Raw genomic sequence first — 14,050 nt, 5'->3', positions numbered from 1 at the left:
CCAGTTGTTTCTATAATGGGCGCAATGACCATTTATCAGAATAATGGGATTCCCAGCGGGTCAAGTTTCAGGAGACACTCCGGCGCATGGCAGTCACTTCCAACTCATCCAATATGGTAGTCGGACTGGATATCGGAACGTCCAAGGTAGTGGCCATCGTCGGACAGCCTACCGATGACGGCGGCATCGAGATTGCCGGGATCGGATCGCACCCCTCGCGCGGCATGAAGAAGGGCGTGGTGATCAACATCGAATCGACGGTGCAGTCGATCCAGCGCGCCGTGGAAGAGGCCGAGTTGATGGCCGGGTGCGATATCCATTCGGTGTATGTCGGCGTGGCGGGCAGTCATATCAGTTCGATGAACTCCGACGGTGTGGTGGCGATAAAAGAGCGCGAAGTGATGTCCACCGATATCGAGCGAGTCATCGATTCGGCCCGGGCACGCGCCATCTCCGAGGGGCAGCGGGTCCTGCACGTGTTGCCCCAGGAATTCGCCATCGACACCCAGGGCGGTATTCGCGAGCCGCTCGGCATGTCGGGTGTGCGGCTCGAGGCACGCGTACATCTGGTAACCGCCGCGCTCAATGCGGTGCAGAACATCGATAAATGCGTACGGCGCTGCGGCCTCGAGGTCGACGCCATCATCCTCGAACAGCTCGCCTCCAGCATGGCGGTGCTGACCGAGGACGAGCGCGAACTCGGGGTCTGCATGGTCGACATCGGCGGCGGCACCACCGATATCGCCGTCTTCACCGAAGGGGCCATCCGCCACACCGCGGTGATTCCCATCGCCGGCGACCAGGTGACCAACGACATCGCCATGGCGCTGCGCACCCCGACCCAGTACGCCGAGGAGATCAAGGTCAAGTACGCCTGCGCGCTGACCCAGCTGGCCGCCAGCGACGAGATGATCAAGGTGCCGAGCGTCGGCGACCGCCCCGCCCGCGACCTGTCGCGTCAGGCCCTGGCCGAGGTGGTGGAGCCGCGCTACGAGGAGCTCTTCACCCTGATTCGCGACGAGCTGCGACGCAGCGGCTACGAGGACCTGGTGGCCGCCGGCGTGGTGCTCACCGGCGGCACCTCGCGCATGGAGGGGGTCGTCGAGCTGGCCGAGGAGATCTTCCACATGCCGGTGCGCATCGCCTGCCCCCACAACGTGCGCGGGCTCTCCGACGTGGTGCGCAACCCGATTTATTCCACCGGTGTAGGTTTGCTACATTACGCTCTTCAGGAGGCTCGACAAGGGCATGGCCGTGAAGGCAGGGTAGTGGCGGCGCCACCCAGGCGCGAAGACGTCTCCCAGCGTGGTGGATGGGAAGGGATTCCGGCGCTGGCAAAACTCAAGGGCTGGTTGAAAGGAAATTTCTAATAGGGCCGCAGCGCGGTCCAGGAGACGGGGCTTATGTTCGAACTGGTAGATAGCGCACCCTCGAGCAGTGCGGTCATCAAGGTCGTCGGCGTAGGTGGCGGTGGCGGCAACGCCGTCAACCACATGGTCGAGAGCAATATCGAAGGCGTCGAGTTCATCTGCGCCAATACGGACGCCCAGGCGCTCAAGCGGGTGGCCGCCAAGACCGTGCTCCAGCTCGGCAACGAGATCACCAAGGGGCTGGGCGCCGGCGCCAACCCCGACGTGGGTCGACAGGCCGCCATGGAGGACCGCGAGCGCATCGCCGAGCTGATCAGCGGCGCCGACATGGTCTTCATCACCGCCGGCATGGGGGGCGGCACCGGCACCGGCGGCGCACCCGTGGTGGCCCAGGTCGCCAAGGAGCTCGGCATCCTCACCGTGGCCGTCGTCACGCGACCGTTCCCCTTCGAGGGGCCGAAGCGCATGCGCGTGGCCGAGGAGGGCATGAAGGAGTTGTCGGAGCACGTCGACTCGCTGATCACCATTCCCAACGAGAAGCTGCTCTCGGTGCTGGGCAAGAACGCCAGCCTGCTCACCGCGTTCAGCGCCGCCAACGACGTGCTGCTGGGGGCCGTGCAGGGGATCGCCGAGCTGATCACCAGCCCCGGCATCATCAACGTCGACTTCGCCGACGTGCGCACCGTGATGTCCGAGATGGGCATGGCGATGATGGGCACCGGCGGCGCCACCGGCGAGAACCGCGCCCGCGAAGCCGCCGAGAAGGCCATCCGCAGCCCGCTGCTGGAGGATATCGACCTGCACGGCGCGCGCGGTATCCTGGTCAACATCACCGCCGGCCCCGACCTCTCCATCGGCGAGTTCAACGACGTCGGTGCCACCGTCCAGGAGTTCGCCTCCCAGGACGCCACCATCGTGGTGGGCACGTCCATCGACATGGACATGACCGACGAGCTGCGCGTCACCGTCGTGGCGGCCGGCCTCGAGGGGCGCCAGGTCAAGGCGGCTGGCCGCGAAACGGCCAAGCGCAATGAAGGCAGCGAATATCGCCAGCGTGCTCAGCCGGCCATGCGCCAGCAGAGCGCCATGCCCAAGGCCGAGCCACAGGAGGCGGCCAAGCCGCAGCCGGAGAAGCGGCGCTCGCCCCAGGAGCTGGACGATTACCTCGATATCCCGGCCTTCCTGCGTCGACAAGCCGACTGATACAGGCTGTTGCGAGCATAGGCAGGGCCAGGAGATGTTTTTTTGTTGAAACACTCGTTCGGTGTTATAGTGAACGGTGTTTGATAACATACAACGGCCTGGCTACTGCCCATGATCAGACAACGCACCCTGCAAAACACCATCCGCGCCACTGGCGTCGGCCTTCATTCCGGGAAGAAGGTATACCTGACCCTGCGTCCGGCCCCGGTGAACACCGGCATCGTGTTCGTGCGCACGGACCTGACCCCCGAGGTGCAGGTGCCGGCCAGTGCCGGGCTGGTCACCGACACCACCCTGTGCACCGCGCTCTCGCGGGATGACGTCAAGGTGGCGACCGTCGAACACCTCATGTCCGCGCTGGCCGGGCTGGGGATCGACAACGCCTACATCGACCTCAGCGCGCCCGAAGTGCCGATCATGGATGGCAGCGCCGGTCCGTTCGTCTTCCTGATCCAGTCGGCGGGCATCGCCGAACAGGAAGCCCCGAAGCAATTCATCCGCATCAAGCGCGAGGTGGTGGTGCAGGATGGCGGCAAGGAGGCACGCTTCCTGCCGCACCAGGGGTTCAAGGTGACGTTCGCGATCGAGTTCGATCACCCGGTCTTCGAGGACCAGAAGCAGACCGCCGTGGTGGATTTCTCGACGACCTCCTTCGTCAAGGAGGTCTCCCGCGCCAGGACCTTCGGCTTCATGCGTGACCTCGAGTACCTGAGGGCCAACAACCTGGCACTGGGCGGCAGCCTCGACAACGCCATCGTGGTCGACGAGTATCGCATCGTCAACGAAGGCGGGCTGCGCTACGAGGACGAGTTCGTCAAGCACAAGGTGCTCGACGCGATCGGCGATCTCTACCTGCTGGGCTACAGCCTGATCGGCGAGTTCCGCGGGGTGAAATCGGGACATGCGCTGAACAATCAGCTGTGCCGCGCGCTGCTGGCCCAGCCCGATGCCTACGAGATCGTCACCTTCGAGAGCGAGCGCGAGCTGGCGCCGATCTCCTACGCGCAGCCGGCCATGGCCTGACGACGCGAGCCCCGACTGTTTCCTCTCTCGCGACAGTGCCGCCCTCGGGCGGCGCTGTCGCGTTCGGTTGCGCCGCCTTCAGCGCGAGAACCATGCCTTCATCGTCTCGGTGACCAGGCGCATGTCGTCGAGGGGGGTGATGTAAGCGGGCATGGTGTAGAGCCAGCGGCCGAAGGGGCGCAGCCAGACGCCCCGCGCCCGGGCAAAGGCCGCGACGCCCTCGAGGTCGGTGGCGGCCTTGGCCTCGATGACCGCGGTGGCGCCCAGTACCCTGACGTCATGCACCCGGGGGTGGCGGCGCAGCGTCGGGTCTTCCAGCAGCGATTCGCGCAGCACCCGGTTGAGCCGCGCGATCTTGTCCAGGTAGTTCTCTTCCTCGAACACGGCGAGACTTTCCAGCGCCACGCGGCAGGCCAGCGGATTGCCCATGAAGGTGGGGCCATGCATGAAGGCATGCAGCGGGCTTTCGCCGATGAAGGCGTCGTGCACACGGTCGCTGGCCAGCGTCGCCGCGTGTCCCAGGTAGCCTCCGGTGAGCCCCTTGGAAAGCACCATGATGTCCGGTGACACCCCGGCGTGGTCGGCGGCGAACAACCTGCCGGTGCGGCCGAAGCCGGTCGCCACCTCGTCGAAGATCAGCAGCACGTCGAACTCGTCGCACAGCTCACGCGCGCCCTTCAGGTAGTGCGGCGAGGTGATGTTGAGACCGCCGGCGGCCTGCAGCAGCGGCTCCACCAGCAGCGCGGCGATCTCATGGTGATGGCGCTCGAGGCGTTCCCTCAGGGCGGCGAGGTCCTGCGCCACGGCGTCGGGCCCGGCCTCGTAGGGGGCGGCGGGGGCGGGGGCGAAATGGTGGCGCGGCAGGTAGCCGGCAAACAGTGAATGCATGCCCTCCTCGGGATCGCATACCGCCATGCAGCCACTGGTGTCGCCATGGTAGGCCTTCATCAGCGACAGCATGCGGCGCTTGCCGGGGCGGCCGCCCAGGTGGTGGTACTGCACGGCCATCTTCATGGCCACTTCCATGCCAACCGAGCCGCTGTCGGAGAAGAACACGTGGTTGAGCCCGGGCGGCGTGACGCGAACCAGTTCACGCGCCAGGCGATCGGCGGGCTCATGGGTCAGGCCGCCCAGCATCACGTGGCACAGGGTATCGGCCTGCGCCTTGAGTGCCGCCACCAGGCGCGGGTGCGAGTAGCCATGGATCATGCACCACCAGGAGCAGGTGGCATCGAGCAGCGTCTCGCCGGTGTCCAGGGTGAAGCGGGGGCCCTCGCCGCCGATGACCCTGGGAGCGGCAGGCTGGGTGAGCAGGTGGGCATAGGGATGCCAGACGGGGGACGTCATCGTCATGCCTCCGTGAGCGTCGGGGATGAAATGTCGAGCGGACGGCAGGCACGCGCCGGGGTGACGGCCACGGCGCGCCGTCGCCGGGCAGGCGACGAGGAGGTCGGCGAGGATGATGCGACGCTCGACGAGAGCGAGACGTGATGGTGGTGCGGATGGGGAGACTTGAACTCCCACGCCCGAAGGCACCAGAACCTAAATCTGGCGTGTCTACCAATTCCACCACATCCGCAGGGCTGGGCAGGCGTCCACATTTTACGGACCCTCGGTCGCAAGTCAATCGCCTTCGGGCAGCGCGAGATGAGCGACGGCGGCTTCCGGTCGCCGTGCCGGGGCCACCCGGCGCAGGCGTGGCACCACGCCGAGGCAGGGCGCCTCGAGGGTGCGTCGCAGCGTGGCCAGGTTGTCGGCATAGTGCGAGGCGTCGCGGGCGAAGTCGGCGTCGATCAGGTTGCCGACCCAGCCGGCAAGCGCGGCGCCATCCGCGCGAATGGCCTCGGCCGTCAGCCGCGCATGGTTGAGGCAGCCGAGCTTGAGGCCGACCACCAGGATCACCGGCAGGCGCAGGCGCAGGGCCAGTTCGGCGAGGTCCTCGGCGTCGTTGAGGGGCACGCGCCAGCCGCCAGCGCCTTCGACCAGGATCAGGTCTCGAGGCTCGTCCAGCAGGGGGGCGACATGCGCGCACAGCTGGGCGACGTCGACCCGCTCGCCGGCCTCGCCGGCGGCCAGATGCGGGGCGATGGCGGGCTCGAAGGCGCAAGGGTTGACCGTCTCGTAGGCCGGCGTCGGAACGCTGCGCGCCAACAGGGCGAGGGCATCGTCGTTGCGCAGCCCGGTGTCGGTGCGGCGGCATCCCGAGGCGACGGGCTTGAGCCCCAGGGTGGTCAGGCCGCGCGAGCGGGCCAGCGCCAGCATGCCGGCGGTCACCAGGGTCTTGCCGGCATCGGTGTCGGTGCCGGTCACGAAATAACGACTCATGTCGGCTCCTTGTCGAGCACAAGGGTCAGACGGCGGTAGCTGAGCGGCAGCCCCGCGGGCTCGCGCAGCGATTCGTAGCGACGCCTGGCGCGGTCGAGGTCGCGGCGGGTCAGGCGGGCTTGCGGGCGCGGCGTCTGGGCACCGACGCCCTTGATCGAGGCCATCACCGCCGCCAGGTCGGGATAGAAGAAGCGCTCGCTGACGGCGTCGCAGCGGACCTGCCGGAAGCCGGCCTGGCGGGCGCTGGCCAGGTGCCGCTCCCGCGAGCGGAAGTCGAGCAGGGCCTCGGGCGACGACCAGGCGCGGGCGATCTCCTGCAGCGTGCCGGGGCCCAGGGTGTTGATCACGGCTCGCCCGCCGGGGCGCAGCACCCGGTGGAGCTCGGCCATCACGGCGTCGAGGTTCGGGCACCACTGGATGGCCAGGTTGGAAAACGCCAGGTCCAGCTGGCCGCTCGCCAGGGGCAGGGCGGCGGCGTCCGCGCGCAGCCAGGCGATGCCGCTCGGGGCATCGCGGCGGGCGGTGTCGAGCATGCCCGCGGCGAGATCGAGCCCGACCACGTGGCAATCCGTACCGAAATGAGCCGCCAGCCGCCGGCACCAGTGCCCCGGGCCGCAGCCCAGGTCGAGCACCCGTTCGGCCCGCTCGGGCAGCAGCGGCCACAGCGCCTCGCCCATCTGCTGCTGCGCCTGGGCGAGGCGGGCGTAGCGCTGCGATGCCCGCGAAAAGGCCCGGGCAACCTGGCACCGCCATGCGCCGGCGGCGTCCGCCTCGCCCCGGCTCGTGGCGTGCGATGAGGCGGGGGTCATGGCGCGCTCTCGAGCTGGCCGCGGCGCCCGACGTCGGCCTCGCGCGCCAGCTCGACGAGGTGCTGCACCAGGGCCTCCGGGCGCGACAGCATCGGGCAGTGGCCGCTCCCCGGGAGCGTTCTGTCGGCGGCTTGTCGAGCGCTGGCGCCCAGCAGCCTGTCATTCTCGCCGGCGAGCCGGTGGATCGGGCAGGGCGGCGTGGCCAGCATCTCGCCGAGGTCGAGCCGGGCCAGATGCTCGAGGCCGGTGGCCAGGGTCTGGCGGGAGGCACCGGGGCGGGACCCCAGCAGGTCGAGCAGGCGGCGATGGGCCACCCGCGGAGCAGGCTCCCCCTGCAGCTGCCAGCGCAGGAAGTGATGCCAGGTGGCGTGGGGATCCCGATCGAAGGCTCGGCGAAAGCTGGCCAGCTCGGCGGGTCCGACCCCGTCCACGCTGCAGAAGCGCGGCCCGGCCGCCACCAGAACCAGGCGCCGCGGCGCCGGCAGATGCGCCAGCAGCGCACCGGCGAGCAGGCCGCCGAGCGACCAGCCGACCCAGACGGCGTCTTCGGTCAGCCCATCGCGCATCCTGTCGGCCAGGGCCGCAAGGCGCCTCGGCAGGGTCTCGCCGCGCCTCTCGCCGTAGCCGGGCCAATCGGGTGAACGTATCACGACGTCGTCCGGCCAGTGGGGGGCGAGCGGCTGCCAGATGCGTGCATCGATGCCCCAGCCGGAGAGCAGCACCAGCGTCGTGGTCATCTCCCGTCCTCCCCGTGAAGGCGTGCCAGGGTCTCGAGCAAGCGATCCAGACTGTCGCGGTCGTGGGTGGCGCGCAGCGTGATGCGCAGCCGGGCCTCGCCCCGCGGCACGGTGGGCGGACGGATGGCACCGACCCGCAGGCCCGCCTCGCCCAGCCGAGCGGCCCAGCGCATGACGCGCCCGGCATCTCCGAGCACCAGCGGCTGGATCGGGGTGAACGAATCCGCCAGCGGCAGGCCGAGTCGCGCTGCCTCATGGCGGAAGTAGGCGATGCTCACCCGCAGCCGCTCGCGTCGCTCGGGTTCGATGGCGAGGATGTCGAGCGCCGCGAGGGTGGCGGCGGCCACGCCGGGTGGCTGCGCGGTGGTGTAGACGTAGGGTCGGGCAAACTGGATCAAGTGTTCGATCAGGGCCTCGCTGCCGGCGACGAAGGCGCCGGCGGTGCCCAGCGCCTTGCCCAGGGTGCCGACCAGCACCGGCACTCGATCGACGCCGTGACCTCGACCGACGCAGCCGTCGCCATGGGCGCCGAGCACGCCCAGCCCGTGGGCGTCGTCGATCATCAGCCAGGCGCCGTGGCGGGCGCTGATCTCCGCCAGGCCGGCGACGTTGGCGACGTCGCCGTCCATGCTGAACACGCCGTCGCTGACCACCAGCCGGGCCGAGTCGCTCGCTGCCCGGGCGAGCAGGCGGTCGAGATCGTCGAGGTCGCGATGATGGAAACGCCGCGAGCGCGCCCCGGCAAGGCCGGCGCCGTCGAGCAGGGAGGCATGGTTGAGGCGATCCTGGAAGACCTGGGTTGCGCTGTCGCACAGCGCCTGCAGGGTTCCCAGGTTGGCCATGTAGCCGGTCGAGAAGAGCAGCGCGCGGGGACGCCCGACGAGCTCGGCCAGGCGTCTCTCGAGGGCCTCATGGACTTCCAGGTGGCCGCTGACCAGGTGCGAGGCGCCGGCGCCGGCGCCGTAGTCGCGCGCCCCTGCCGCCTGGGCCTCGGCCAGCCGCGGGTCGCCGGCCAGGCCAAGGTAGTCGTTGCCGGCAAAATCGATGGTGCCGGCCGGAGGAGTGCAACGCTCGCGCCAGAGCCCCTGGGCACGGCGCCAGGCGGCGGCCTCATTGAGGCGCTCGGACCAGGCGGGGGCGGTCGACGACACGGCGTTCAGACCCGGGTGGCGTCGTAGGCCAGCGAGGCGTGGCGGTCCTGGCTCGTCCGGCGTGCCAGGGCGACTTCGAGGGCGGCTTGGCGCTGGTCGTCGTCGTGGCAGGTGTCGCGCCGCTCGGGATGCAGGCCCAGCTTGTCGAACAGGGCGCGGTCGCGCGTGGCCTGGGGATTGCCGGTGGTCAGCAGCTTGTCGCCGTAGAAGATGGAGTTGGCCCCGGCGAGGAAGGCCAGCGCCTGGGTCGACTCGTCCATCTGCTCGCGCCCGGCGGAGAGGCGCACGTGGCTGGCCGGCATCAGGATGCGTGCCACGGCGATGGCGCGCACGAACTCGATAGGGTCGAGGTCCTCGACGTTCTCCAGCGGCGTACCGGGCACCTTGACCAGCATGTTGATCGGGACCGATTCGGGATGCGGCTCCAGCCTGGCCAGTTGCTGCAGCAGGGCGGCGCGGTCGCGGGGCGCCTCGCCCATGCCGAGAATGCCCCCCGAGCACACCTTCATGCCCGCCTCGCGCACGTTGGCCAGGGTCGCCAGGCGGTCGGCGTAGGTGCGGGTGGTGATGATCTCGCCGTAGTACTCCGGCGAGGTGTCGAGGTTGTGGTTGTAGTAGTCGAGGCCGGCCTCGGCCAGGCGGCTGGCCTGGTTCGCGTCGACCATGCCCAGCGTCATGCAGGTCTCGAGGCCCAGCGCCTTGACCCGGCGGACCATCTCCATCACCACGGTCAGGTCCTTCTCGCGTGGGCTGCGCCACGCCGCGCCCATGCAGAAGCGGCTGGCGCCGGCCTCCTGGGCCGCCCTGGCCTGCTCCACCACCTTCTCGATCTCCAGCAGCTTCTCCTTGTCCAGCCCGGTGGTGTAGTGTCCCGACTGGGGACAGTACTTGCAGTCCTCCGGGCAGGCGCCGGTCTTGATCGACAGCAGGGTGGAGACCTGCACGGCATTGGCATCGAAGTGGGCGCGATGCACCTGCTGGGCGCGGAACAGCAGGTCGTTGAAGGGCAGGGCAAAGAGTGCCTCGATCTCGGCCAGCGACCAGTCGTGGCGGATCCCGGCTTGCGTGGGGGTGGCTTGGCCGTTGGGGATGGCGTGCAGGGCGTCGGACATGGAGGGGCTCGTATCGGTCAACTCGTGAGTATGGGAAAGTTGACTGTGAGCCTACGTGAAAATGGCAATCTGTCAACCTGCGCACGGTTTGGGGTTGACAATGCTGGCGGCGAGCCCTGCCCTCGCAGCGAAGGTGATAAGCTCGAGCGCATACCGTGACACGACAAGGACGACCCACCATGGGGGCGGAACTGAAGCGCAATGCGTCAAGGGATGGGGCGCCAGAAGGCGCACGACGGCGCGGCTGGCTGCGCTCGCTCTGGCAGGCCATCGATGCCGGCCTGCGCCGGGCCCTGCCGGGGCGCTGCGGCTTCTGCCTGGCCCCGGCCGAGCGGGATCGCCCCTGGTGTGCGGCCTGCTTCGAGTCGCTGCCGTGGAACCTGCCTGCCTGCCCCGGCTGCGCCGAGCCGCAGCCAGCGGGATCGCTGGCGGGCCGGCGCTGCGGCCACTGCCTGACCCGGCCACCGCTGTTCGTACGCTCGCGGGTGCCGCTGCGCTACGAGGACGAAGTGGCCAGGCTGATGCAGCGCTTCAAGTTCCACGCCTCGCCCCGGGCCGGCACCGTGCTGCTCGAGCTGTTCGAACTCGGCCTGCCGCCGGGGGCGCTGGCCTGGCCCGAGGCGCTGGTCCCGGTGCCGCTGCACCCCAGCCGTGCCCGGGAGCGCGGCTTCGACCAGGCCGACTGGCTGGCTCGGCGCCTGGCGGCCCGCCACGGGCTGCGGCTGGCCCGCGCGCAGCGGCGCCGGCACACCCGCTCGCAGCGCGGCCTCGATCGCAGCGAGCGCTACCGCAACCTGCGCGGTGGCTTCGAGGTGAGGGGCCCGCTGCCGTCGCGCGTGGCGCTGCTCGACGACGTCATGACCACCGGCGCCACGCTGGAGGCGCTGGCGCAAGCCTGCCTAGCCGCCGGCGCCCGGGAGGTGGAGGCGTGGTCGTTGGCTCGCACGCCGCTGCGAGTCGGATGATTCCCTGGCTCGCCCGGGCTGTTACCATGGAGGCTCCCGTCCGCCGGTGAAGCCCATGCCCAGTACGCCACACCCCTTCGCTACCCTCTCCCCCGCCCGTGTCGTGGCGGCCATCGAGTCGCTCGGCTTCTGGCTGCCGGGCGAGCCGTTCGCCCTGAACAGCTACGAGAACCGGGTATACCTGCTGCATGACGACGAGGCGCGGCGCTGGGTGGCCAAGTTCTACCGCCCGGCCCGCTGGAGCGACGCCCAGATCCAGGAGGAGCACGATTTCCTGGATGAGCTGGCCGCGGAGGGTGTCGCCGTGGCCCCGCCGTGGCGTGATGACGCCGGGCGTAGCCTGCACCATGCCGAGGGCTTCCGCCTCGCCCTGTTTCCCCAGCTGTCGGGCCAGGCCCCGGAGCTGGAGAATCCTTCCCATCTGTTTGCCCTTGGCGAACTGATCGGCGCCGTGCATGCGGTGGGAGAGCGTGCCGAGTTCCGGCACCGGGGCAGGCTCGACCTGGATGGCATGGTACGCGAGGCCCGTCAGCGGGTGCTGACCGCCCCCTGGCTGGACCGGCGCCAGCGCCTGGCCTACGAACGGATCTCCGAGGCCTTGCACGAGGCGCTTCAGGGCCATGCCTGGGCTCCACAGCAGGCGATTCGGGTGCAGGGCGACTGTCATGTCGGCAACCTGCTCGGCCGCGACGAGAGCTTTTCCCTGGTCGACTTCGACGATGCCCTGATGGCGCCGGCGATCCAGGATCTGTGGATGTTCCTTACCGCCGAGCACGAAGCGGAGTGGCACATGCAGCTCTCGGAGGTGCTGGAGGGCTATGAGCAGCACCGGGAGTTCGAGCGCCGGGAGCTGGCATTGATCGAGCCCCTGCGCACCCTGCGCCTGATGCGGCACAGTGCCTGGCTGGTGGCGCGCTGGGACGACCCGGCCTTTCCCCAGGCCTTTCCCTGGGTCGCCGATGCCGGTTACTGGGAGGCGCACGTGAGACAGCTGGAGCAGCAGCGACTGGCGCTTGCGCAATCGCCCCGCTGGCTGGCCTGAAGGCGAGGGACCGCGCCCACGGGGCGCGGCCGGGGGTCAATCGCTGTCGGGGTCGGGGCGTTCGGCGGGAATGGGGTTGGCGACGCCGGCACCCTCGGCCTGGCGGCGCTGCTCGTTGATCTGCTCGGAGGGGTTCTCCTCCTCCTCGATCTCCAGCTCGCTGGCCAGCTGGAGATGGAAGACGTGATCGCTCGGCAGTTCGCAGCGCCCGGCATCGCACACCGCCAGCCCGTAGCTGCCGTCCGTCTCGTAGGCGGCCGCTGAGACCTCGCCGTTGTAGATATCGCTGTTGCCGCCCTCGGTCTCGACGCAGGTCAGCGCCTTGGCGGTGATGCGCAGGCGCTCGCCGTCGTGACGGGCGTCGCCCACCACGACGCAATATTCGGGAAGTTCATGGGTGGTGCCGTCCTGGCCGCTCACGGGACGAAGCAGGATATCGTCGCGGCGTTCGCTTCCCGCTTCCAGGGTGAGGTCGTCGATGACCTGGAAGGCGACCACGGCATCGCCCGGCACGGAAAGCGTGTCGGCCGAGGCAGTCAGGGGAAGGAGGAGCAAAAGGGCCAGGCCGCTGGCTGACCGTATCGCGTCTGGAATCTTGATCATATCGGGCTCTCGGGGGACCAGGCTGCGCTCATCGGCAGTTTTCAAGGCCGGTACTTTACCATAGCCGCCCGGGGGGAGCAGTGGCACGATTGTCGCAGGGTGTCGTTTTCAGGCATACCGCCTGCGGCGAACCTTCGGTTACGGTAGAATGTCGTCCAGAGGCGTTAAAAGTTGTACATACCTTGTAAAGCGCATAATGTCTGTATGAATCACGACGATGGCCGGGCCATCACCAGACGAACGGTAACCGGAGTCGCAGGGCCTGACCATGAACGAAGAGCTTGCCAACTTCTATCGCCAGATCATCGTCGAACTGGGAGAGGACCCGGATCGCGAAGGCCTGCGTGACACGCCGAAACGTGCCGCGAAAGCGATGCAGTTTCTCACGCGTGGCTACTCCCAGACCCTCGAGGAGATCGTCAACGGCGCCGTGTTCGAGAGCGAGACCGACGAGATGGTGCTGGTCAAGGATATCGAGCTCTATTCGATGTGCGAGCACCATCTGCTGCCCTTCATCGGCAAGTGCCATATTGCCTATCTGCCCAGCGGCAAGGTGCTGGGGCTCTCCAAGTTCGCCCGGATCGTCGACATGTACGCCCGCCGCATGCAGATCCAGGAGAACCTGACGCGCCAAATCGCCGAGGCCGTGCAGCGCGTGACCGGTGCACGAGGCGTGGCGGTGGTGATCGAGGCGCGTCACCTGTGCATGATGATGCGCGGCGTGGAGAAGCAGAACTCCAGCATGACCTCCTCCGTCATGCTGGGTGCCTTCCGCGAGAACCAGCCGACGCGGCAGGAATTTCTCACCCTGGTCAACGGCCGTTGACCGGGTAACCGCTAGCGACGCCCGTTCCCTGCCTGGAGCCCCGCCATGACGCTGCATGCCCTGGACGACCAGCATCTCGATCACGATCTTGCCACGATTCGCATCAAGAACCTGCGCCTGCGGACCTTCATCGGCATCAAGGAGGAGGAGATCAACAACCGCCAGGACGTGGTGATCAACGCCGTGATCCGCTACCGCGCGGACCGGGCGGTGGCCTTCAACCTCATCGAGCAGGCGCTCAACTATCGCACCATCAGCAAGCAGGTGATCGAACTGGTGGAGGAGGGCCGCTTCCTGCTGCTGGAGCGCATGACCCGCGAGGTGCTCGACCTGATCATGAGCCACGAACAGGTACTCACGGCGCAGGTCGAGATCGACAAGCCGCATGCGCTGCGCTTCGCCGATTCGGTCTCCATCACGCTCTCGGCCAGCCGGGACCCACGTCGCAGCCGCTGACCCCGCGGCGCTCTGTCGTGGCCGGCCGGGTTTGGTGGCAAGGGGCCTTTGCGCTTAGCATGAGGCCCTATCGTCGAGCCGACAGAGAGAGACGACTCGTTGAAACGCGACAGCCCTTCCCGTGATTCGCCGCGACGGCGCCATGCGCCCTGGGCCATGACGGCCATCGTCACGGCACTCGTCTCCCTGCTGCTGCAGGGCAGCCTGGTGCCGCTCAACCTGGCCGCCGCCATCTTCGCCGTGCTGGGCCTGCGCCAGGTCCATCGTCAGCCCGAACGCTATTTCGGCCGCGCCCTGTGCTGGATTGCCATCGCACTGGTCCTGATCCTTGCCATACTTAACGCTATGCTTCAGCCGCCAGTCCAGGAAGACGCTCCCGAGACCCTGCCCGAGCAACGCAGCGCTGAAACCCGGTGACAAGGGGCAGG

15 protein-coding genes and 1 tRNA gene are annotated in these 14,050 nt (G+C 68.5%); 8 read left to right on the top strand and 8 right to left on the bottom strand.

From position 1 onward, the window contains the following. Positions 1 to 86 precede the first annotated feature (86 nt). From ftsA to lpxC, 3 genes are all read left to right on the top strand, one after another. The gene (ftsA, locus tag DIS04_RS13235) at positions 87 to 1,370 is read left to right on the top strand and encodes a cell division protein FtsA (protein ID WP_111414243.1); all 1,284 of its coding nucleotides are present in this window, start codon (positions 87 to 89) and stop codon (positions 1,368 to 1,370) included. 33 nt (positions 1,371 to 1,403) lie between these two features. After that, complete coding sequence (ftsZ, locus tag DIS04_RS13230; protein WP_111414242.1) at positions 1,404 to 2,573, top strand: cell division protein FtsZ; 1,170 nt, start codon at positions 1,404 to 1,406, stop codon at positions 2,571 to 2,573. Positions 2,574 to 2,684: 111 nt separating this feature from the next. After that, a complete protein-coding gene (gene lpxC, locus DIS04_RS13225; RefSeq protein ID WP_111414241.1) occupies positions 2,685 to 3,596 on the top strand; it encodes a UDP-3-O-acyl-N-acetylglucosamine deacetylase in 912 nt (303 codons plus the stop codon). 78 nt (positions 3,597 to 3,674) lie between these two features. Here lpxC and bioA read toward each other — a convergent pair whose 3' ends face one another. The 7 genes from bioA to bioB all read right to left on the bottom strand — a co-directional run bounded on the left by bioA (position 3,675) and on the right by bioB (position 9,730). Continuing rightward, a complete protein-coding gene (gene bioA / locus DIS04_RS13220) occupies positions 3,675 to 4,943 on the bottom strand; it encodes an adenosylmethionine--8-amino-7-oxononanoate transaminase (RefSeq protein ID WP_111414240.1) in 1,269 nt (422 codons plus the stop codon). A 147-nt stretch (positions 4,944 to 5,090) separates the two neighbouring features. Beyond that, positions 5,091 to 5,175: transfer RNA gene (locus DIS04_RS13215), tRNA-Leu, on the bottom strand. A gap of 44 nt (positions 5,176 to 5,219) precedes the next feature. Then, on the bottom strand, positions 5,220 to 5,921 hold the full coding sequence (bioD, locus tag DIS04_RS13210; protein ID WP_111414239.1) for a dethiobiotin synthase: 702 nt from the start codon (positions 5,919 to 5,921) through the stop codon (positions 5,220 to 5,222). Continuing rightward, entirely contained in the window at positions 5,918 to 6,730 is an 813-nt protein-coding gene (locus tag DIS04_RS13205) for a methyltransferase domain-containing protein (RefSeq protein ID WP_111414238.1), read from the bottom strand. Before DIS04_RS13205 ends, bioD begins: the two co-directional genes overlap by 4 nt. Then, positions 6,727 to 7,467: an alpha/beta fold hydrolase gene (locus DIS04_RS13200; RefSeq protein WP_111414237.1), complete on the bottom strand. Its 741-nt coding sequence runs from the start codon at positions 7,465 to 7,467 to the stop codon at positions 6,727 to 6,729. The genes DIS04_RS13205 and DIS04_RS13200 overlap by 4 nt, the downstream gene beginning before the upstream one ends. Continuing rightward, complete coding sequence (gene bioF, locus DIS04_RS13195; protein WP_111414236.1) at positions 7,464 to 8,618, bottom strand: 8-amino-7-oxononanoate synthase; 1,155 nt, start codon at positions 8,616 to 8,618, stop codon at positions 7,464 to 7,466. The genes DIS04_RS13200 and bioF overlap by 4 nt, the downstream gene beginning before the upstream one ends. A gap of 5 nt (positions 8,619 to 8,623) precedes the next feature. Beyond that, positions 8,624 to 9,730 (bottom strand): biotin synthase BioB, encoded by a 1,107-nt coding sequence (gene bioB / locus DIS04_RS13190; RefSeq protein ID WP_111414235.1) that lies wholly within the window; start codon positions 9,728 to 9,730, stop codon positions 8,624 to 8,626. Positions 9,731 to 9,909: 179 nt separating this feature from the next. On the opposite strand from bioB, the gene DIS04_RS13185 reads away from it, so the two are divergent. Further along, positions 9,910 to 10,695 carry a ComF family protein gene (locus DIS04_RS13185; RefSeq protein ID WP_245904564.1) on the top strand — a complete coding sequence of 262 codons (786 nt, stop codon included), beginning with the start codon at positions 9,910 to 9,912 and terminating at the stop codon, positions 10,693 to 10,695. A gap of 55 nt (positions 10,696 to 10,750) precedes the next feature. Next, the gene (locus tag DIS04_RS13180) at positions 10,751 to 11,737 is read left to right on the top strand and encodes a serine/threonine protein kinase (RefSeq protein WP_111414234.1); all 987 of its coding nucleotides are present in this window, start codon (positions 10,751 to 10,753) and stop codon (positions 11,735 to 11,737) included. A 36-nt stretch (positions 11,738 to 11,773) separates the two neighbouring features. Here DIS04_RS13180 and DIS04_RS13175 read toward each other — a convergent pair whose 3' ends face one another. Next, positions 11,774 to 12,340, bottom strand: coding sequence for a hypothetical protein (locus DIS04_RS13175; RefSeq protein WP_111414233.1), 567 nt, complete (start codon positions 12,338 to 12,340; stop codon positions 11,774 to 11,776). A 268-nt stretch (positions 12,341 to 12,608) separates the two neighbouring features. On the opposite strand from DIS04_RS13175, the gene folE reads away from it, so the two are divergent. The 3 genes from folE to DIS04_RS13160 all read left to right on the top strand — a co-directional run bounded on the left by folE (position 12,609) and on the right by DIS04_RS13160 (position 14,039). Beyond that, positions 12,609 to 13,166 (top strand): GTP cyclohydrolase I FolE, encoded by a 558-nt coding sequence (gene folE / locus DIS04_RS13170; protein ID WP_111414232.1) that lies wholly within the window; start codon positions 12,609 to 12,611, stop codon positions 13,164 to 13,166. Positions 13,167 to 13,211: 45 nt separating this feature from the next. Beyond that, the gene (gene folX / locus DIS04_RS13165) at positions 13,212 to 13,622 is read left to right on the top strand and encodes a dihydroneopterin triphosphate 2'-epimerase (protein ID WP_111414231.1); all 411 of its coding nucleotides are present in this window, start codon (positions 13,212 to 13,214) and stop codon (positions 13,620 to 13,622) included. A 99-nt stretch (positions 13,623 to 13,721) separates the two neighbouring features. After that, a complete protein-coding gene (locus tag DIS04_RS13160) occupies positions 13,722 to 14,039 on the top strand; it encodes a hypothetical protein (protein ID WP_162623067.1) in 318 nt (105 codons plus the stop codon). Positions 14,040 to 14,050 lie beyond the last annotated feature (11 nt).

The organism is Billgrantia lactosivorans (assembly GCF_003254665.1).
GTDB lineage: Bacteria > Pseudomonadota > Gammaproteobacteria > Pseudomonadales > Halomonadaceae > Halomonas > Halomonas lactosivorans.
The sequence above is the reverse complement of the archived record's forward strand: the minus strand, read 5'-3'. Positions and strand labels throughout refer to the sequence as shown.

Excerpts from the sequence above, each read along its gene's own strand:
- ftsA (WP_111414243.1), top strand. The coding sequence starts at position 87 with ATGGCAGTCACTTCCAACTCATCCAATATGGTAGTCGGACTGGATATC.
- ftsZ (WP_111414242.1), top strand. The coding sequence starts at position 1,404 with ATGTTCGAACTGGTAGATAGCGCACCCTCGAGCAGTGCGGTCATCAAG.
- lpxC (WP_111414241.1), top strand. The coding sequence starts at position 2,685 with ATGATCAGACAACGCACCCTGCAAAACACCATCCGCGCCACTGGCGTC.
- bioA (WP_111414240.1), bottom strand. The coding sequence starts at position 4,943 with ATGACGTCCCCCGTCTGGCATCCCTATGCCCACCTGCTCACCCAGCCT.
- bioD (WP_111414239.1), bottom strand. The coding sequence starts at position 5,921 with ATGAGTCGTTATTTCGTGACCGGCACCGACACCGATGCCGGCAAGACC.
- DIS04_RS13205 (WP_111414238.1), bottom strand. The coding sequence starts at position 6,730 with ATGACCCCCGCCTCATCGCACGCCACGAGCCGGGGCGAGGCGGACGCC.
- DIS04_RS13200 (WP_111414237.1), bottom strand. The coding sequence starts at position 7,467 with ATGACCACGACGCTGGTGCTGCTCTCCGGCTGGGGCATCGATGCACGC.
- bioB (WP_111414235.1), bottom strand. The coding sequence starts at position 9,730 with ATGTCCGACGCCCTGCACGCCATCCCCAACGGCCAAGCCACCCCCACG.
- DIS04_RS13185 (WP_245904564.1), top strand. The coding sequence starts at position 9,910 with ATGGGGGCGGAACTGAAGCGCAATGCGTCAAGGGATGGGGCGCCAGAA.
- DIS04_RS13180 (WP_111414234.1), top strand. The coding sequence starts at position 10,751 with ATGCCCAGTACGCCACACCCCTTCGCTACCCTCTCCCCCGCCCGTGTC.
- DIS04_RS13175 (WP_111414233.1), bottom strand. The coding sequence starts at position 12,340 with ATGATCAAGATTCCAGACGCGATACGGTCAGCCAGCGGCCTGGCCCTT.
- folE (WP_111414232.1), top strand. The coding sequence starts at position 12,609 with ATGAACGAAGAGCTTGCCAACTTCTATCGCCAGATCATCGTCGAACTG.
- folX (WP_111414231.1), top strand. The coding sequence starts at position 13,212 with ATGACGCTGCATGCCCTGGACGACCAGCATCTCGATCACGATCTTGCC.